The organism is Bacillus sp. AFS055030, from assembly GCF_002574545.1.
In the GTDB taxonomy this organism is placed as follows: Bacteria; Bacillota; Bacilli; order Bacillales; family Bacillaceae_G; genus Gottfriedia.
The window spans coordinates 18,946-39,017 of sequence record NZ_NUGT01000018.1 but is presented as its reverse complement, the minus strand read 5'-3'; the positions used below and the strand labels follow the sequence as shown (position 1 = coordinate 39,017).

The following is a 20,072-nucleotide window of genomic DNA, read 5'->3' as shown; positions in this document are numbered from 1 at the left end:
TAACCAGTAATCTAGAATACGAACTTAGAAGTTTCCTATATAAAAAAGGTGATTTGTAGTTTTATGGCGAATTAGTAATATGGGTATTTTTTTGTTTGGAGGTTAAAAAATGAAAAAGGTTTTAGTATTAGGTGGAACAAGATTTTTTGGAAAACGACTTGTTCATAAACTAATCGATAGAGGCTATGATGTATCAATTGCAACAAGAGGATTAACAGAAGATCACTTCGGAGATCGGGTTAGTCGTTTTGTAATCGACCGTCGAAACCCTGAGACAATGGAAAAGTTAAGTAAACATAATTGGGACATTGTCTATGATAATATTTGTTATACTCCAAATGAAGCGAAGGAAATTATTAAACTAATAACGAATCATGTTGGAAGATATATTTTCACTTCATCTTTAGCGGTTTATGATACGGGATTAAATCATGTAGAAACTGACTTTGATCCTTACCATTATCCTATTAAGTATAACAATGATCATAAATATTCTTATGCGGAAGGGAAGCGTCTTTGTGAGGCTGTTTTGTATCAAGAAGCAGACTTTCCAGTGTTTGCGGCAAGATTTCCAATCGTATTAGGACCGGATGATTATACGAAGAGATTATTCTTCCATGTTGATAAAATTTCAAAAAATGAAGAAATCATTATATCTGATTTAAACAAAGAGATGACCTTTATCGATTCTGATGAAACCGCGGAGTTTTTACTTTGGTTAGGTGAAAATGAATCGATTAAAAGTGGTCCTTTTAATGCGTGCTCTAATGGTGAGATCACTTTTCAGGAAATAATAAACATTTGTGAAAAGGAAACTGGAAAAAAGGCTATGATTAACTCTCATGGAGCAGTCGAACATCAATCACCATTTGATGCTTATAGCGATCAATCATTGAGTAATGAGAAAGCTAAAATAGAAGGGTTCCAATTTTTAGAAGTACATGATTGGATGAAAAAATTAATTCATCATTATTCTTCATTATAAAAAGTTCATAAAATGTTCAAAAAATAAAATTCCGAATTTCTGGAATTTCCAGGTTTTCGGAATTTTGTTGAAGAGAAATTCCGAAATTTCGGAAAAACCTCGTTAAAAAATAATTGAAAATTATAAATTAACTTAATATTATTAGAATTATAAAATAAATATACAGTGTGAGGGCACAGTCTTAAAAATTTATCCAACAGTCTATGCACGTTCTATAATAACTTGGCACACTATTTGCTAGTTTAATTAGCAGAAGGACAATCCGTTGAAAGGAGCTAAAAACAGTAAATAGTGGAATTCAAATCGAAAAAAAGTATTTGAAAGCGTTATCAATAAGTGCCAATACGTAAAGATAACAAGGAGGTTATTATGGAAATCTTAATTATTTTATTAGCATTAGGACTTTTAATGTTTGTTGCTTATCGAGGGTTTTCTGTTATTTTATTTGCACCCATTTGTGCATTATTTGCAGTACTTTTAACTGAACCAAGTTATATTCTTCCATTCTTTAGTAATATTTTTATGGAAAAAATGGTTGGTTTCATCAAGCTATATTTTCCAGTATTTTTACTTGGTGCAATTTTTGGTAAAGTCGTCGAAATGTCTGGAATTGCTGAATCGATTGCAAAAACGATTATTCAATTAGTTGGAGCAAAAAGAGCGATTTTAGCGATTGTATTAATGGGAGCAGTTTTAACATATAGTGGAGTAAGCTTGTTTGTTGTCGTATTTGCTATTTATCCATTTGCTGCAAACTTATTCCGTGAAGGTAATATTCCAAAACGTTTGATTCCTGGAACAATTGCACTTGGTGCGTTTACATTTACGATGGATGCATTGCCAGGAACACCGCAAATTCAAAATGTTATCCCAACTACATTTTTCAAAACAGATATTTATGCGGCACCATTTTTAGGTATTTTAGCTGCTGTTTTTGTACTTGCTGTTGGTCTTTGGTACTTAGAATCAAGACGTAAAAAAGCAGAAAAAGCAGGTGAAGGTTATTTAGGATTTAATGGAGAACTAGCTGCTGCAAATGAAACTCAAACAGAAGTTCCTTCATTAACGACCAATACTCCTACACCAGTTTTAAAACAGATTTTAGCATTTGTTCCACTATTATTAGTTGGATTTTCAAATAAATTTTTTGTTGTTTCATTCCCAAAATGGTATCCAAATGGGTTCGACTTTAAATCAATCGGGCTAGAAGCTTTTGGGGTTGTTCAAATTCCTGCAGTTGTTGGTATTTGGTCAGTTGAATGTGCGCTAATTATTGGGATTCTTTCAGCGATGATTTATGGCTATAAGAATATCCGCACAAATCTAAAGACAGGTATGAATGCAAGCATTGGTGGAGCACTACTTGCTTCGATGAATACTGGTGCTGAATATGGTTTTGGTGGAGTAATCGCTGCTTTACCTGGCTTTGGAATGGTAAGTAAAGGGATCTCTCATACATTTACCGATCCTTTAGTAAATGGAGCTGTGACAACGACAACATTAGCAGGTATTACGGGATCTGCATCGGGTGGTATGGGGATTGCACTTAGTGCAATGTCTGATAAATATATCGAGGCAATTAATAAATACAATATCCCACCAGAAGTAATGCATCGTGTCATTTCAATGGCATCAGGTGGTATGGATACTTTGCCTCATAATGGTGCAGTCATCACATTATTAGCTGTAACTGGTTTAACACATCGCCAGTCATATAAAGATATTTTTGCAATAACAATCATTAAAACAGTTGCAGTATTCTTAATCATTGCAGTATTTAAACTTACAGGACTTGTTTAAGAATGTTAAACTACTAATCTTACTTTTGAAGGGAGCAAAATAATGGGCAAGAATAAGGTAATTACTTCAGTTGAAGAGGTTGTTTCACAAATTCATGATGGAGCTACGATTATTGTCGGTGGCTTTGGTCTTTGCGGTATTCCTGAAAAAATGATTTTAGCATTACGAGATAAAGGGACAAAGGATTTAACAATTGTAAGTAATAACTGTGGAGTAGACGATTGGGGTCTTGGTCTTCTACTTGCAAATAAACAAATTAAAAAGATGGTTTCTTCATATGTTGGAGAAAATAAAATTTTTGAAAAGCAGTTCTTAAGTGGAGAACTTGAAGTAGAGCTTGTTCCTCAAGGAACTCTAGCTGAACGTATTCGTGCAGGCGGTGCTGGAATCCCAGGATTCTATACAGCAACAGGTGTAGGTACACCAATTGCAGAAGGAAAAGAACATAAAGTATTCAATGGAAGAACTTATTTATTAGAAGAGGGAATCGTAGGGGACTTTGCATTTGTTAAAGCGTGGAAAGCTGATAAGCAAGGGAATCTAATTTTTAGAAAAACTGCTCGTAACTTTAATCCACTTGCAGCGATGGCTGGAAAAATCACAATTGCAGAAGTTGAAGAAGTAGTAGAAGTTGGAGAACTTGACGCTGATGCAATTCATACACCGAGCATTTATGTACAACACGTATTCCACGGTGAAACATACGAAAAACGAATTGAACGTAGAATGACTACAGGAGTATAGGAGGCAAATAACATGAAAGATATTCGTCAATTAATTATTCAAACTGCGGTTAAAGAAATTCAAGATGGTATGTATGTAAACCTAGGAATTGGACTACCTACTTTATTAGCAAACTATCTTCCAGAAGGCATTGAAGTAATGCTTCAATCTGAAAATGGTTTACTAGGCATCGGGCCATACCCAACAGAAGCTGAACTAGACGCTGACTTAATCAACGCGGGGAAAGAAACAGTAACTGCAGCTAAGGGAGCTTCTTATTTTGATAGTGCTGAATCTTTTGCAATGATTAGAGGAGGTCATATCGATTTAGCTATTTTAGGTGGTATGGAAGTCTCTGAAACTGGTGATCTTGCTAACTGGATGATCCCAGGGAAAATGGTAAAAGGTATGGGTGGTGCGATGGACTTAGTAAATGGAGCTAAGAAAATTGTCGTTGTGATGGAACATGTCAATAAATATGGTGAAAGTAAAGTTAAAAAGGCATGTACTTTACCTTTAACTGGAAAAGGCGTAGTTCATAGACTGATTACTGAATTAGCTGTATTTGATTTTACAGAAAAAGGTATGGTTCTAGTAGAATGCGTTGGAGAAGCAACAATTCAGGAAATTACTGAAAAGACAGAAGCTACATTTACAATTAGTCCGAAGTTATTAAATAATGTGAACTAATCTCTAAAAGGAGGCATACAAATGCAGCAAATGCTTTCTGAGAAGGTTGCACTGATCACTGGTGCTGGTAGTGGAATTGGTTTTGAAATAGCCAAAACCTTTGCAGAGCAAGGAGCAACAGTTATCTTAACCGACTTAAATGAGGAAAATGTTCAAAAGTCAGCTACTTCATTACAAGAGCTAGGGTTTAATGCAATCGGTTATGCATGTGATGTAACAAATGAAGAACAAGTAGTAGACACGTTTCATAAAGTAATCGATCAATTTGGTGAATTACATATTTTAATAAACAATGCTGGTTTACAATACGTTTCATCAATCGAAGATTTTCCTACTGAAAAATTTGAATTACTAATTAAGGTCATGTTAACTGCACCTTTTATTAGTATTAAACATGCATTTCCTATTATGAAAAAGCAAAAATATGGTCGCATTATTAATATGGCCTCAATCAATGGATTAATAGGATTCGCTGGTAAAGCAGCTTATAATTCTGCGAAGCATGGCGTTATTGGTTTAACAAAGGTTGCTGCATTAGAAGGGGCAAGTGACGGTATTACAGTCAATGCAATTTGCCCAGGCTATGTTGATACACCTCTAGTTCAAAATCAGTTGGCTGACTTAGCAAAAACAAGAAATGTACCAATTGAAAGTGTAATTGAAGAAGTAATTTATCCATTAGTACCTCAAAAAAGATTACTAACAGTAAAAGAAATTGCAAATTATACAGTATTTCTTGCTAGTGAATATACTGGCGGGATTACAGGTCAAGCGAATGTGATAGATGCAGGATATACAGTCCAGTAGGGCAGGATAAGATTGAAAGGCTAGAGCAGGGGATATTCCTGCTCTTATCCTTTCTAGTTCCTTACTACTTTAAGTGAGGTATAGTATGAATAGTATGTTAGAGAGCCTTCCTTCTGATTGGATTTCCGAGATTATTAATCTTGCAACTGAGTGGATTGTTGTTGTGAACCGTGAAGGAAAAATTTTGTATATGAATGAATCATATTGTGAGTTTGTTGGGCGTACTTCTGATGAAGTGATTGGTATGCCTGTAGAAGATGTAATTGAAAATTCAAGAATGCATATCGTCGCTAAAACAGGTCAGGCTGAGGTGGCAGAGATCCATCCAATAAAAAATACTGAAATGCTAGCAAATCGTTATCCGCTATATGTAGGTGATGAATTAGTAGGCGCTGTCGGGACCGTAATGTTCCGAAATGCCCAAGAGTGGCTTGAGTATTCTAAAAAAGTGGAACCTTTAGTAGAAGAATTAAACTATTATAAAAGAAAATATGAGAAAGAATTGAGTAGTAAATATAACTTCAATCAAATAATTGGTGATACCCCAGTCTTTAATGCTGCAAAAAATTTGGCAGAGCAAGTATCTGCAAGTTCATCTGCAATCTTACTATTTGGGGAATCTGGTACTGGTAAGGAATTATTTGCACATGCCATTCATGATGCTAGTCCAAGAAGAAACTTTCCGTTTGTACGAGTAAATTGTGCTTCGATTCCAGAACATTTACTAGAATCAGAACTTTTTGGTTATGAAGAAGGTGCTTTTACAGGTGCAAAAAGAGGCGGGAAAAAAGGAAAATTCGAGATTGCGAACCGAGGAACAATTTTCCTAGACGAAATTGGTGATATGTCTTTGCATATGCAAAGTAAATTACTGCGTGTACTTCAAGAAAGAGAGATTGAAAGAGTTGGTGGAAGTTCTCCTATTTCAATTGATGTAAGAGTCATTGCCGCTACACATCGAAATCTTGAAAAGATGGTCGTATTAAAAGAATTCCGCCAAGATTTGTATTACCGCTTAAATGTAATTAAAATAGACATTCCTCCACTTAGATCAAGGATAAATGATTTACCTCTCATAGCAGATTCGTTAATAAAAAAACTCGAAAGGAAATTTCATCGAAACGGAATTCAAATTTCAAATGAAGTTTTTCAAATTCTTAAGTCACATCATTGGCCAGGAAATATTCGAGAACTAGAAAACGTACTTGAGAGATGCATAAATGTCCTAAATGGTAAAGTGATTACACCGAAGCAATTGCCTCTTTATTTATATGAAAATCCAACCAATCCAAAAAACACAGTCGAATTCGAAAAAAATGCATCTCAATTAACTAATCAAAACTCATTAAAATCGTTAAAAGAAATGATTGAAGAGACCGAAATGGAAGCAATTAAGAGAGCTTTAATTGAATCCAAAGGAAATAAAATTGAAGCTGCAAAATTATTAGAAATAAGCAAGTCAACTTTTTATGAAAAATGTAAAGCTTATAACATAAAAAGTTAAAAGATTGCATGTTGTTTGGTTAATACGGATGAAAAAAAAGGAGGAAATTAAATGAGTGAGAACGTTGTCATTGTTAGTGCCGTTAGAACTGCGATCGGAAGTTTCAGTGGTACTTTGAAAGATGTAAGTGCAGTTGAATTAGGTGCTAAAGTTATTAAAGAAGCGATTAATAGAGCCGGTATTCAAGAAAGCCAGGTTGATGAAGTCATAATGGGGAATGTACTTCAAGCAGGTTTAGGTCAAAATCCAGCTAGACAATCAGCATTAAAGGCAGGCCTTCCAAATACGATCTCTGCAATGACAATAAATAAAGTTTGTGGCTCTGGATTAAAATCAATCCATTTGGCCACTCAAGCAATATTAACAGGAGATGCAGATATAATCGTTGCTGGCGGTATGGAAAATATGAGTCAAGCTCCTTATTTACTTAAAGGTGCAAGAGATGGGTATAGAATGGGCGATCAAAAGATTGTTGATAGTATGATTGCAGACGGACTATGGTGTGCGTTTAATGATTATCATATGGGAAACACAGCTGAAAACTTAGCAGTTCGTTATGAAGTTTCTAGAGAAAAACAAGATGAGTTTGCGGTAAATAGCCAACAAAAAGCTGAAAGTGCAATTAAGGCTGGTAAATTTGAAGATGAAATTGTTGCGATTGAAATTCCGCAACGAAAGAAGGAGCCAGTCATTTTTAAAGAGGATGAGTATCCGAAATTCGGTGCTACAGTAGAGAAGATTTCCAAACTAAGACCTGCCTTCGAAAAAAATGGAACAGTTACAGCAGCAAATGCCTCGGGTATAAATGATGGTGCAGCAGCAGTTGTATTAATGAGTGAAAGTAAAGCAAGAGAACTGGGGATCAAACCATTAGTTAAAATTACTGCAAATAGTAGTGCAGGCGTTGATCCAAGCATAATGGGAATTGGAGCGGCATTTGCAGCTAAAAAAGCACTGGAAAAATCATCAATTGAATTAAATGAAATAGGATTAATAGAAGCTAACGAAGCATTTGCTGTGCAATCGCTTTCTGTTATGAAGGAATGTGGTTTTGACGAAAATATTGTCAATGTAAATGGAGGATCGATTGCAATTGGACATCCAATTGGTGCGAGTGGAACTAGAATACTAGTTACATTGATTCATGAAATGAAGAGAAGAGAGACACAGTACGGTCTTGCAACACTATGTATTGGCGGAGGAGAAGGCGTTGCAACAATTATTGAAAATTGTTTTGAATAAATAAGTAATAGCGGTAGGACTCCTACAATGAGACCTACCGCTTTCATTTGATTAAATAATTCTTACTGAAATAACACCTTCAATTTCTTTTAACATCTGTTCGACTGGTCCGTTAATCGTTTCATCCAGATCAATCATTGTATAAGCAAAAGCACCTTTACTTCGGTTAAGCATATCTGCAATATTTACTTGATAGTTTGCTAGTAATCCTGTTATTTGACCGACCATATTTGGAATGTTTTTATGTGCAATTGTAATTCGTTTTTTCCCTGTGTATGGTAATTCTACATTTGGAAAATTAACAGAGTTCTTTATATTACCTGTTTCCAAATAGTTTTTTAATTGTTTTGCAGCCATACGGGCACAGTTTTCCTCTGATTCAGTTGTTGATGCTCCTAAATGAGGAATTGGTATGACATTCTTCATTCCAATCACTTTTTCATTTGGAAAATCAGTCACATAAGCTCCTACAGTTCCGTTATTGAGCGCATATTCTAGCGCAGTATCATCTACTAATTCAGAGCGTGAAAAATTAAGTAATTTTGAACCTTTTTTCATTACTGATAAAAGCTTTTCATTCACAAATGCTTTTGTTTCAGGAGTTAAAGGCACATGGATTGTAATATAATCGCATATTGAAAAAATCTGCTCTAAATTATCAATTCTTTGCACATTCCTAGATAATCGCCATGCAGTTTCAACTGAAATATAAGGATCATAACCATATACTTCCATATCTAACGCAAGCGCGTCATTTGCTACAAGTGCACCAATTGCACCTAAACCAATAATACCTAATTTTTTTCCTGCAATCTCTGTTCCTGCAAACTCTTTTTTACCAGCTTCTACAATTTTTGAAACATTTTCTTCACCAAATAAAGAACGAGTCCACTCAATTCCTTCAATAATTCGTCTTGAAGAAAGGAATAAACTTGTGAGAACTAGTTCTTTAACTGCATTTGCATTTGCACCAGGCGTATTAAATACAACAATTCCTCTTGAAGTACATTCATCAATTGGAATATTATTCACACCAGCGCCAGCCCTTGCGATTGCTTTGACACTGCTTGGTATGCTCATTTCATGCATGCTATGGCTTCTTAAAAGAATTCCATCTGGTTCATTTAATTGATTGTTAACGTAATAGTTTTCCAAAGAAAATTCTTTGATTCCATGCTCAGAAATATTATTTAATGTTTGAATTTTTATCATCTTACAATCTCCTCTAATATTTTCTTTTCAAAATTACTCATAAAATCAACTAATTTTTCAACGCCTTCTAATGGCATCGCATTATAAATACTAGCTCTCATTCCCCCAACTGATCGATGACCCTCAAGATTCACTAAGCCAGCTGAATTTGCCTGAGCAAGAAATTGTTTATTTAATTCATCAGAAGTTGATGTAAATGGAATATTCATTAGTGATCTGTTCTCTTTTCTAACTGGTGAAGAGAACAAGTCAGATTGATCGATAAAATCATATAATAATCGAGCTTTTAAAAGATTTTTTTGATAAATACTATTTAAACCACCTGATTCTTTAATCCATTCTAAAACTAGCATCGCTACATAAATGCTAAATGTAGGAGGTGTATTATAAAGTGAAGAGGCTTCTACATGTGTTTTATAGTCGAGCATTGTTGGGCAATTTTTACTAGCACTTCCAATCAAATCGTCTCTAACGATGACAATTGTTAAACCTGCTGGACCGATGTTTTTTTGTGCTCCAGCATAAATTAAACCGAATTGTGAAACATCAATCGGTTCAGAAAGAATATTTGAAGAAAAGTCTGCAACTAATGGAGAATTTGTTTTAGGGTAAGCAGAGTATTTTGTCCCTTCAATTGTGTTATTCGTTGTAATATGTAAATAATCATAAGGATCAAAAAGGGATAAATCTTCTAAATTAGGAATATAGGAAAAATTTTCATCCTCAGACGAAGCAATAACATCAACATCTCCATATTTTTTCGCTTCAGAGATTGCTTTTTTTGACCAAGTTCCTGTATTAATATAAGCAGCTTTTTTATACTTACTTAATAAATTTAGTGGAATCATGGAAAATTGAGTTGATGCTCCACCTTGTAAAAATAACACTTTATAGTTTGATGGGATTTCTAAAAGTTCACGTAATAAGCTTTCACATTTCTTAATTATTCCTTCAAATTCAGCCGAACGATGACTCATTTCCATAACTGACATACCAGAAGTACCGTAAGAAACAAGCTCCTTTTGTACTTTTTCCAATACAGGAACAGGTAAGACAGATGGGCCAGCGGAAAAATTAAAGACGCGTTCCATAATAATCATCCTCACTAGTTATTTTTTTAATATTCTAACTTTAAACCACCGATATACGTTGGTCAATAAAAGATGAAATAAAATAATAAAAATTTCACAAAAAATTTTTATTTTCGGACTAATGGCATGGAATGTTATAGATGCAGTATCTAGGTTGAGTGAATTTTCAAAAAATAAAACGCTTAATTATTCGGTTGACAAATAATTTGCATAGTTATAGAAGATAATGGAAAATTTAATGGATATATTGTATTTAAGGGAGTTTAAATGTTTTATAAATGGTTTAACAATCCAGCTTACTTTCGTTATGTTTTTTACATTACTTTTGTACTTAGTATAGTATTAAATCTAATTTGTTCTGAAAAAAGTGATAGTTTTTATTTTTTGTACATGTTGGATACAGTCATATTTGGTCTAGGTTTCTACAACTACCCTATTTGTTTTATCATTTTAGTTTCTACAATAATAATGCTTTCTAGATATTATTTAGTTCCTCAATCAGGGTATATTATAAGTTACTTAATTACATATTACTTAATCACGTACATATCAGTCGGCTTAATGAAACACTACCAAAGAGTTAAAACTGGCTCAATCGAGTTAATATTAGCTCTTTCAAACGCGTTGGATTCCAGAGACAATTACACTGCACATCACTCAGAGTGTGTTGCTAATATGGCTTATAAAATTGCAAAAAAAATGAAATTATCGAATAGTTTATGTGGAGTAATCCATCAGGGAGGGCTACTACATGATATTGGTAAAATTGGCATTCCAGAGCATATTTTACTGAAGGATGATAAATTGACAGAGGATGAATATAATACAATAAAAAAACATCCTGTGATTGGATATGACATCATTAAACATATTGATATTTTTAATGAAAATGGGATCCTTGATATCGTTTTATACCATCATGAACGATACGATGGAAAAGGATATCCAGAAGGACTAAAGGGTAATCAAATACCTTTAACTGCTAGAATCGTTGCAATTGCTGATAGCTATGATGCAATGATCTCAAATCGATTATATCGTAAGGGGATGTCTTTAGAAGACTGCTTAAAGGAAATTGAAAATAACAAAGGAATCCAATTTGATCCTGAAATTACCGATGTTTTCCTTAGCTTATTTGAAGATTGAATGAATAAAATAAATAGAGGATGTCCCATGAGTGTACCATTAATCGGGATCCTCTTTTTGTATTTGAAAAACTAGGGGACTTAAGTGGTTTATAAACGAACATACCTAAAATGAGAATTATGTAGAACTGTAACGTTTGACTGTATAGTTTCTAAATTATATAATAGTAATATTACTTAAAATGGGGAGGGTTGTCACTTGGGATCGAGTATCGCATTGGTGAGTTAGCTGAAATAGCTCAAGTTTCAAAAAGAACAATTGATTATTATACAAAATTAGGGTTACTAGAAGCAAAACGATCTGAATCAAACTATCGATATTATTCCAAAGAGGCAATTGAGAACCTTAGATTTATTGAACATTGTAAAAAAATGAGAATATCCTTAGAAGAGATAAAAGATTTATTGCATGCTAATTATAATCAAAAAAATTCTGTTTTTGAGCAAATTCAACAAATATCAAATCAAATTATTGAGCTTGAAGCTAAATTAGCTCAATTAGTACCAGTTATTTCGGGTATGAATGATTGTGAAAAAAATGCTTTAGTAGATTCATTGTCACATCATACATTTCCGTTATTTGAAACATTGAAACATTTTATAAAATAATGAAAACTTAACAATTTATTAAAGCTATAAAATATGTGTGTTTTACTAAATTATGGTAATCTATTAAGTAAGTAAAATAATAATTTTATATTTTTGTAGATTGAAATTCTCAGGAGGTGAATACTCGAGTAATATACTCGAGTTCGTCATTGGACATAGTTAACTTGTTTATGATTGCAGTTTTAATCGCACTTACAGGCTTTTTCGTAGCAGCAGAATTTGCGATAGTGAAAGTTAGATCAAGTAGAATTGATCAACTAGTAGCCGAAAAAAAGCGAGGTGCAGTAGCTGCTAAAAAGGTTACGACGAGTTTAGATGAATATTTATCAGCTTGTCAATTAGGTATTACGGTTACAGCTTTAGGATTAGGTTATTTAGGTGAACCAACATTTGAGCATCTTATACACCCAGTCGTAGAATTTCTTGGATTAAACGGAACAATCGCTACAACTATTTCGTTTATTTTAGCTTTCTCATTTATGACATTTATTCACGTTGTAATTGGTGAGCTAGCACCTAAAACGGTTGCTATCCAAAAAGCTGAATCGATCACACTAATACTTTCTACGCCACTTATTGTCTTTTATAAAATAGCTTACCCATTTATTTGGGCATTAAATAGTTCTGCAAGATTTTTTACAGGATTATTTGGAGTTAAGCCAGCATCAGAATCAGAAGAGGTTCATACTGAGGAAGAATTGAGAATTATTTTATCTGAAAGCTTTGAAAGTGGAGAGATTAATCAGGCAGAGTATAAATATTTAAATAATATTTTTGAATTCGATAACCGACTTGCAAAAGAAATTATGGTCCCTCGTACTGAAATTATCGGTTTATATGCAGAAGACCCAATCGAAGAACAAATCGAAATCATTAAAAATGAAAAATATACACGTTACCCAGTTTTTGGCGAAGATAAAGATGATATTTTAGGTATGGTAAATGTAAAAGACTTTTTTATTCGCTATCTTGATGGAAAAGTTGAAAAAACATACGATTTCGCAAATTATACTCGCCCAGTTATCCAAGTAATTGAAACAATCGCAATCCATGATTTATTATTGTTAATGCAAAAAAAACGTATTCCACTTGCAATACTGTATGATGAATATGGTGGAACAGCGGGTTTATTAACAATGGAAGATATTCTTGAGGAGATTGTTGGGGAAATACGTGACGAATATGATGATGATGAAAAACCAGCCGTTCAACATATTTCAGAATCGCATAAAATTGTAGATGGTAAAGTATTAATTACTGAAATTAATGATTTATTCGGTCTATATGTTGAGGAAGACGATGTTGATACAATTGGTGGGTGGATTTTAACCCAAAATCACGACATCCAACAAGGTGAATCTGTCGTATTTGAGGACTTTGAATTCAAAGTTGTTGAATTAGATTCACATCAAGTTAAATTAGTTGAAATAAAAAAAAATGAGTTTATTCAGGCAGTTCAATCATAAAGATAAGATCAAAGAGAAGGTATAATATTATACCTTCTTTTTTGGTTACTTAACGCTTTTACACCACCATGTTAAACTTTGTACAATAATTCACAAAAAGTTAACAACTTCCATCGCCATTTGAATTTCTTTTATTATAAAATAAGGTTGTAAGGTTGATTTGAGCAGAGGTTCCATATCTTCTATTAGTTGTATGAATAACTATTTAAATCAGCTTATTTTTTAATCGTTTCGTACAATACCTCATTTTTCCCCCCTCTACTTTCTAAAGTTGGAGGCTTTTTTTTTGCATAATTTTACCTGTAATGAATACATATAGATTAAATATTTGTAAAGGATTGTCGATAGTTAATATTTTAAAAATTTGTTATAAGGGTGTGAAGTGCTTGTCAGATGCTCCCTCGGGAAATGGTATAAAAAATTTTTTAAACTATATTAACCGACTTTTTTTTAGGAAATCAAAGGTGGAATTAACAAATGTTCATTTTAAAGAAAAACATTTATTAACTCATAATGATCTATTTGATGTTGAAGAAGAATTTAAATTGTACGAAGATGAATTATTTTTAAGAACGATCACTTTTAAAGAAAAAAAGGTAAATGACATTTTGACACCACGAACAAATGTTGTAGCAGTTGATATAAATGAATCCACTGATTTTATTTGTAATTTATTTTTACAAGAACGCTATTCTAGAATTCCAGTTTATGAGCAGGATATAGATCATATAATAGGTGTAATTTCTGAAAGGGAATTTTTAACGCAATTAATACAAAAACAATCTGTTAATATTCATGAACTGATTAGAGAGCCGATTTTTGTGATTGAAACAATGAAGATTTCTACCGTGCTAAAAATTCTTCAAAAACAAAATGCACATTTAGCTATTGTAATGGATGAATTTGGAGGAACATCCGGTATTGTTACACTTGAAGACATAATAGAAGAACTCGTTGGAGAAATTAGAGATGAATTTGACGAGTTAGAGGATGATTTTTTCCAAATAAATGAAAATGAATACCAATTCCAAGCCTCAATTGACTTATCTAGTTTTTTTAATCGGTTTAACATAAAAAAACCGAATAGTAGATATTTAACATTAGGCGGATGGTTATTTGAAAGTTTTAAACATATACCGAAAAATGGAGAATTACTTCAATATAAAAATTTAACCTTCATCGTTAAAGAAGTTCAAAATAGAAGAATACAAAGTGTAATTGTAAAAATAAACCACCAAAATTTGCAAAGTAAACTCGGTTCTTAGGAGCCGAGTTTTTTGGTTTTTGTTCTGGAACATATATTTCTTGACTCCTTTGGAAAATGCAGGAGGTTTTGCTCATGCCCTATGGAAAGCGAGGACTTGTAGTGGAAATCATTCATATATACTTTTTTCAGCAAATGATCAAGGAGTTAAAGTAAGGTGGAATACTCGGTTTTTAGATATTTGTTTTTCAATCATAAAAATAGAATTAAAATGACAAAAAGAAAAATAATAAAAATATAAGATTTTTTTGTTGTAATTTTTTAATACATGCAATATATTTAAGACACACAATCCAAAACAAACAATTCCGATAAGGTTAAGGGAGATTAAAGAATGAATATTAAGAAAATTGGTTTAACATTAGGTTCGTTATTTTTAGCAGCAGGTGTTATGGCAGGCTGCAATACAAATAAAAAAGAAGAAACTGCAAAAGGAAAAGATTTATTAACTCAAGTTAAGGATAGCGGAGAGTTAAAAATTGGGACTGAAGGTACATATGCACCTTTCACGTTCCATGATAAATCTGGTAAATTAACAGGTTTCGATGTAGATTTATCAAATGAAGTTGCAAAACGTTTAGGTGTAAAACCAAAATATTTTGAAACTCAATGGGATGCAATGTTTGCAGGTTTAGATGCAAAACGCTTTGACATGATTGCAAATGAAGTTGGTATAAGACCTGATCGTGAGAAAAAATATTATTTCTCTGAGCCATATATTACTTCATCTGGTGCATTAGTTGTCAAATCTGATTCGAAAATTAACTCATTTGATGAAATTAAAGGCTTAAAAGCTGCTCAATCATTAACAAGTAATTATGGTGATCTAGCTAAAAAATATGGAGCTAAATTAGTTGGTGTAGAAGGGTTTAGCCAAGCAATTCAATTAATTGAATCTGGTCGTGCAGATGTTACAATCAACGATAAATTATCAATTCAAAACTATTTAAAAGAAACTGGCGACAAGAAAGTTAAAATTGCAGCTTTAGAAAATGATGCTTCTAACAGTGGATTTATGTTCCGTAAAGATGATGATTCATTAGTAAAAGCAGTGGACAAAGCACTTGCAGATATGAAAAAAGACGGGAAGTATGATGAAATAGTACAAAAATGGTTCGGTAAAGATGGACTTAAATAATTTACTTTCCCCAGAGTGGGCAGACAATTTAACCATTGCGAAGGATTCTTTCCTTCCAATGGTTAAAACTGCTTTAATAGGTACTATTCCATTAACAATCATTACATTTGTAGTAGGTCTTGTATTAGCATTTATTACGGCACTTTTCCGTCTGTCAGGTAATAAATTCTTAAATGGTGTAGCAAAATTTTATGTTTCAATCATTAGAGGGACACCTCTTTTAGTACAATTATTTATTATTTTTTATGGTTTACCTTCAATAAATGTAACAATATCACCTTATATTTCTGCTATTATTGGTTTTTCATTAAGCGTTGGTGCATATGCATCTGAAATTATTAGAGGATCTATTCAGTCGATTGATAAAGGCCAATGGGAAGCTGCTTATTCGATTGGTATGACATATAATCAAACATTAAAACGAATTATTATTCCTCAAGCGGCTAGAGTTTCATTACCGCCGTTATCAAATACTTTTATTAGTTTAGTAAAAGATACTTCTTTAGCTTCATTAATTTTAGTAACTGAGATGTTTAGAACAGCTCAGGAAATAGCTGCAACAAACTATAAATTTTTAGTTGTTTATACAGAGGCTGCAATCATCTATTGGATAATTTGCTTCTTCCTTTCAGTCATTCAAGGTCGATTAGAAGCTCGAGTTGAACGCTATGTTGCTAAGTAATGGAGGAAGAACTTATGATAAAACTGGAAAATATAAAAAAAAGTTTTGGTGAATTAGAAGTTTTAAAAGATGTTAGCTTAAACGTAAAAAAAGGTACTGTTACTGCTATTATCGGCCCTTCTGGTTCTGGGAAAACGACATTTTTAAGATGTATTAATGTACTGGAGCATCCAACAGATGGAAAAATCACAATAGATGATCAGACATTAGATTTTTCTAATAAAGTTACGAAAAAAGAAATTATTTCGTTAAGAAGTAAAACAGGTATGGTTTTTCAACAACATCATTTATTTCCTCACTTAACAGCGTTAGAAAATGTAATGGAAGGTTTAGTAACTGTACAAAAAATAAAAAAAGATGTTGCCAAAAAGAAAGCAATTGACTTACTTACTAAAGTAGGATTAGAAGATAAAATAAATTTATTACCACATCAACTTTCAGGTGGTCAGCAACAGCGTGTAGGGATTGCTAGAGCGTTAGCATTAGAACCAACAGTCATTTTATTTGATGAACCAACTTCAGCATTAGATCCAGAGCTTGTACAAGAAGTTTTAAAGGTAATGAAGGAGTTAGCAGAAGAGGGAATGACAATGATTGTCGTTACACATGAAATGAAGTTTGCTCGTGATGTAGCGGACGAAGTCATTTTTATGGACGGTGGTTATATCGTTGAACAAGGTCATCCTAGAGATGTTTTAGAGCATCCTAAACATGCAAGGACAAAACAATTTTTACAATTAATACAGTAACTTTAAGATGAAATATTTTACAAAGTAGTGTAGAAAACTAGTACTAGATGTTGATCTAGTGCTTTTTTTTTATGTCTAAAATGATGGGAAACAGTAAATTTGCTATTTCCAAAATTTACATTCGCTAAACATACATATGTTAATCGATTAGAGTCATACTATCATTACACTACTTAAGGAGGTGAGACAACATGGCAAACAACAATAGCAGCAACAACTTAGTAGTAGCTGGTGCTCAATCAGCATTAGATGCAATGAAGTATGAAATCGCTTCTGAGTTTGGAGTAAACTTAGGTCCTGATACTACAGCTCGTGCTAACGGTTCTGTAGGTGGGGAAATCACTAAACGTTTAGTTCAAATGGCTGAACAAAGCTTAGGTGGTTATTCAAAATAATATCTATGGCTAATAAGGGATGGAGATTAATCTCCATCCTTTCTTAATGAAATAACTGAAATTGGAGTGAGATTTTTATGGATGGTATTTGTCCATTGTGCAATGGGATTGAGCATTATAAATTAAAATGTCCTATTTGTGAAAATCATTGTGAAGATAAAGGAAGAGCAGTTGATTACGAAGATAAATATAGTCCATATTTAGATTATGACATTTCAGCAAAAGCTGATGGATTAACTGAACATAATTCAAATCAGTATTGTACTCATATGTTTAATTGTCCAGATTGTAACGAAGGATTTCTAAAAATTATTGAGAAAATAAGATAACGCAGTACCAATTAAAATGGTACCGCGTTATTTTATGCCTTATTCGTTATAAATTATCGAATACGAGATTCAGTTTCTTTATCAAAGAAATGAACTTTGTTCATATCTACTGCTAATTTAATTACTTGACCATGTGTAAATGTTGAACGTGCGTCTAATCTAGCTACTAATGTATTACCTTCAAAGTTAGTGTAAAGCATTGATTCTGCTCCTAAAAGCTCAGCTACTTCAATTTTTAAATCAAGTACTGTACCTTGAGATGCTTCAATAAATACAGGTTCGTCATGTAAATCTTCAGGACGTACACCTAAAATAACTTCTTTTCCAACATATCCATTCTCACGTAATGTTTTCATTTTTCCTTCAGGGATCGCAACTTTTTTGCTGCCTAAGTTAAAGTGACCATCTTCAACTTTACCAGAAACAAAGTTCATTGCAGGTGATCCAATAAATCCACCAACGAATACGTTTTCAGGGCGATCATAAACTTCCTTAGGTGTACCTACTTGTTGAATAATACCATCTTTCATTACGACTAAACGTGTAGCCATTGTCATTGCTTCAGTTTGATCGTGAGTTACATAAATAGTTGTTGTTTGAAGACGTTGATGTAATTTTGAAATCTCAGAACGCATTGCAACACGTAATTTAGCATCTAAGTTTGATAATGGCTCGTCCATTAAGAATACTTTTGCATCACGTACAATCGCACGACCAAGTGCTACACGTTGACGTTGTCCACCAGATAAAGCCTTTGGTTTACGATTTAAATATTCTTCAAGACCTAAAATACGTGCAGCATCTTTTACACGACGATCGATTTCTGCTTTGTCAAACTTACGTAATTTTAACCCAAAAGCCATATTATCATATACAGTCATATGTGGGTATAGTGCGTAGTTTTGGAATACCATTGCGATGTCACGATCTTTTGGCTGAACATCATTTACACGCTTGCCGTCAATAAAGAAATCACCTTTTGAAATATCTTCTAATCCAGCGATCATTCGAAGAGTTGTTGATTTACCGCATCCAGAAGGACCAACGAATACGATAAATTCTTTGTCTTCAATATGAAGATTAAAATCTTTTACAGCTGTTACGTTATTATCATAAATTTTATAAATGTGATCTAATTTTAATTCTGCCATTATTAAACCCTCCAACTATTTGTAATCGGTTTCATTGATTAAATTGTATACATTTAAACTTTTATTAACAATGGCAAAGGTTCACAAAAAAAATAGCCTACTTTGTACAAGGTGCACAAAAGAGGCTTTTATTTCGTTTCATTCGTGATCTCAAGTAGATGAATTGCTAAAAATATTACTAGTCCATCCTCAAAATGCTTCAAATCTATACCAGTTTGTTCGGAAAATTTATCAAGACGATATTGAACGGTATTTCGATGTAAAAAAGCTTTTTTTGAAGTAGCGGTAACATTTAAATTATGTTGAAGAAAGATTTTTACCGTTGAAAGAATTGGGTCATCGATATTCATATCATTCAAGAATAAATTAGGTAGAACCTTTTGTAGATCATCTGGTAAAAAGGAAAGGATATAATAAAGCATTTCTTTTGAAAACCAAAGAATATTTTTTTGTTTTTTTACGGATAATGCTTTTTTAAAGCATTGATGTTCGATCTCAAAATAAAGGCTTAGATTTGCTAAAGGGTTATAGCGTTTTCCTACAAAAAAGGTAACATCATGGTACAAGTCAGCGGCAATGATTTCCTGCATATGCTCAAGAAATTCTTTATTAAATGGATGATCAATTATTTTTTCAATAATGACACCTTCCTTAGCAGAATGCCAGACCACTATTACTTCTTTATGAAAGAATGCATTGATTGCTTCTTCAAACTCATTTTTATTAGAAAATAACTGATTGCTATAAAAATGAATAAAGCGAACTGAAGTAGGGAGGGAATCTTCGCTTTCGAACGAAAAAGGATTATGTCCTTTACTGGAAAATAAATAGTGAAACCATTCACTTTGTGCAGATGGCATCAAAAGTGCATCTGATTCTAATTTTGTAAAAAGACATTCCAGTAGATTACTCTGTTCCTCTGATATTGTATTTTTTTTTATCCCGAAAATTTCTTGATTCTCAGTAGAAAACCAAGAATAATCCATATATGTATTTTCATCAGGTGAGACTGAAACAGACTCTCTCCCAAATAATGTCTTAATTTTATCAATCATATTCCTTACCATCCGATTCATTATTTCATTTTAGT

Annotated in this window: 20 protein-coding genes; 16 read left to right on the top strand and 4 right to left on the bottom strand. The window is 32.9% G+C overall.

Features of this window, described 5'->3' with window-relative positions:
* Positions 1–109 precede the first annotated feature (109 nt).
* The 7 genes from CN925_RS08065 (at position 110) to CN925_RS08035 (ending at position 7,751) form a co-directional block, all read left to right on the top strand.
* Positions 110–985, top strand: coding sequence for an NAD-dependent epimerase/dehydratase family protein (locus CN925_RS08065; protein WP_098845743.1), 876 nt, complete (start codon positions 110–112; stop codon positions 983–985).
* Positions 986–1,354: 369 nt separating this feature from the next.
* Positions 1,355–2,785 carry a GntP family permease gene (locus CN925_RS08060; RefSeq protein WP_098845742.1) on the top strand — a complete coding sequence of 477 codons (1,431 nt, stop codon included), beginning with the start codon at positions 1,355–1,357 and terminating at the stop codon, positions 2,783–2,785.
* A 42-nt stretch (positions 2,786–2,827) separates the two neighbouring features.
* The gene (locus tag CN925_RS08055; protein ID WP_025568519.1) at positions 2,828–3,529 is read left to right on the top strand and encodes a CoA transferase subunit A; all 702 of its coding nucleotides are present in this window, start codon (positions 2,828–2,830) and stop codon (positions 3,527–3,529) included.
* A gap of 12 nt (positions 3,530–3,541) precedes the next feature.
* Complete coding sequence (locus tag CN925_RS08050) at positions 3,542–4,198, top strand: 3-oxoacid CoA-transferase subunit B (protein WP_098845741.1); 657 nt, start codon at positions 3,542–3,544, stop codon at positions 4,196–4,198.
* A 30-nt stretch (positions 4,199–4,228) separates the two neighbouring features.
* On the top strand, positions 4,229–5,005 hold the full coding sequence (locus CN925_RS08045; protein WP_098845782.1) for a 3-hydroxybutyrate dehydrogenase: 777 nt from the start codon (positions 4,229–4,231) through the stop codon (positions 5,003–5,005).
* Positions 5,006–5,090: 85 nt separating this feature from the next.
* Positions 5,091–6,509 carry a sigma-54 interaction domain-containing protein gene (locus tag CN925_RS08040; RefSeq protein ID WP_098845740.1) on the top strand — a complete coding sequence of 473 codons (1,419 nt, stop codon included), beginning with the start codon at positions 5,091–5,093 and terminating at the stop codon, positions 6,507–6,509.
* A gap of 51 nt (positions 6,510–6,560) precedes the next feature.
* Entirely contained in the window at positions 6,561–7,751 is a 1,191-nt protein-coding gene (locus CN925_RS08035) for an acetyl-CoA C-acetyltransferase (RefSeq protein WP_098845739.1), read from the top strand.
* Positions 7,752–7,802: 51 nt separating this feature from the next.
* Here CN925_RS08035 and CN925_RS08030 read toward each other — a convergent pair whose 3' ends face one another.
* Positions 7,803–8,963 (bottom strand): phosphoglycerate dehydrogenase, encoded by a 1,161-nt coding sequence (locus tag CN925_RS08030; protein ID WP_098845738.1) that lies wholly within the window; start codon positions 8,961–8,963, stop codon positions 7,803–7,805.
* Positions 8,960–10,054 carry a 3-phosphoserine/phosphohydroxythreonine transaminase gene (gene serC, locus CN925_RS08025; protein ID WP_098845737.1) on the bottom strand — a complete coding sequence of 365 codons (1,095 nt, stop codon included), beginning with the start codon at positions 10,052–10,054 and terminating at the stop codon, positions 8,960–8,962. The genes CN925_RS08030 and serC overlap by 4 nt, the downstream gene beginning before the upstream one ends.
* Positions 10,055–10,321: 267 nt before the next feature.
* Between serC and CN925_RS08020 the strand changes: the two genes are divergently transcribed.
* The 9 genes from CN925_RS08020 (at position 10,322) to CN925_RS07980 (ending at position 17,831) form a co-directional block, all read left to right on the top strand.
* Positions 10,322–11,200, top strand: a complete 879-nt coding sequence (locus CN925_RS08020; RefSeq protein ID WP_098845736.1) for an HD-GYP domain-containing protein — start codon at positions 10,322–10,324, stop codon at positions 11,198–11,200.
* A gap of 191 nt (positions 11,201–11,391) precedes the next feature.
* A complete protein-coding gene (locus tag CN925_RS08015; protein ID WP_098845735.1) occupies positions 11,392–11,808 on the top strand; it encodes a MerR family transcriptional regulator in 417 nt (138 codons plus the stop codon).
* 149 nt (positions 11,809–11,957) lie between these two features.
* A complete protein-coding gene (locus CN925_RS08010; protein ID WP_098845734.1) occupies positions 11,958–13,274 on the top strand; it encodes a hemolysin family protein in 1,317 nt (438 codons plus the stop codon).
* A gap of 464 nt (positions 13,275–13,738) precedes the next feature.
* A complete protein-coding gene (locus CN925_RS08005; protein WP_180232894.1) occupies positions 13,739–14,539 on the top strand; it encodes a hemolysin family protein in 801 nt (266 codons plus the stop codon).
* A gap of 339 nt (positions 14,540–14,878) precedes the next feature.
* Entirely contained in the window at positions 14,879–15,676 is a 798-nt protein-coding gene (locus tag CN925_RS08000) for an amino acid ABC transporter substrate-binding protein (RefSeq protein WP_483295176.1), read from the top strand.
* Positions 15,663–16,358: an amino acid ABC transporter permease gene (locus tag CN925_RS07995; RefSeq protein WP_098845731.1), complete on the top strand. Its 696-nt coding sequence runs from the start codon at positions 15,663–15,665 to the stop codon at positions 16,356–16,358. Before CN925_RS08000 ends, CN925_RS07995 begins: the two co-directional genes overlap by 14 nt.
* 14 nt (positions 16,359–16,372) lie before the next feature.
* Positions 16,373–17,107, top strand: coding sequence for an amino acid ABC transporter ATP-binding protein (locus tag CN925_RS07990; RefSeq protein WP_098845730.1), 735 nt, complete (start codon positions 16,373–16,375; stop codon positions 17,105–17,107).
* 191 nt (positions 17,108–17,298) lie between these two features.
* Positions 17,299–17,502 (top strand): alpha/beta-type small acid-soluble spore protein, encoded by a 204-nt coding sequence (locus tag CN925_RS07985; RefSeq protein WP_098845729.1) that lies wholly within the window; start codon positions 17,299–17,301, stop codon positions 17,500–17,502.
* Positions 17,503–17,579: 77 nt separating this feature from the next.
* Positions 17,580–17,831, top strand: coding sequence for a hypothetical protein (locus CN925_RS07980; protein ID WP_098845728.1), 252 nt, complete (start codon positions 17,580–17,582; stop codon positions 17,829–17,831).
* A 53-nt stretch (positions 17,832–17,884) separates the two neighbouring features.
* Here CN925_RS07980 and CN925_RS07975 read toward each other — a convergent pair whose 3' ends face one another.
* Positions 17,885–18,982: an ABC transporter ATP-binding protein gene (locus tag CN925_RS07975; protein ID WP_098845727.1), complete on the bottom strand. Its 1,098-nt coding sequence runs from the start codon at positions 18,980–18,982 to the stop codon at positions 17,885–17,887.
* A 128-nt stretch (positions 18,983–19,110) separates the two neighbouring features.
* Positions 19,111–20,037 (bottom strand): PucR family transcriptional regulator, encoded by a 927-nt coding sequence (locus tag CN925_RS07970; RefSeq protein ID WP_180232893.1) that lies wholly within the window; start codon positions 20,035–20,037, stop codon positions 19,111–19,113.
* Positions 20,038–20,072 lie beyond the last annotated feature (35 nt).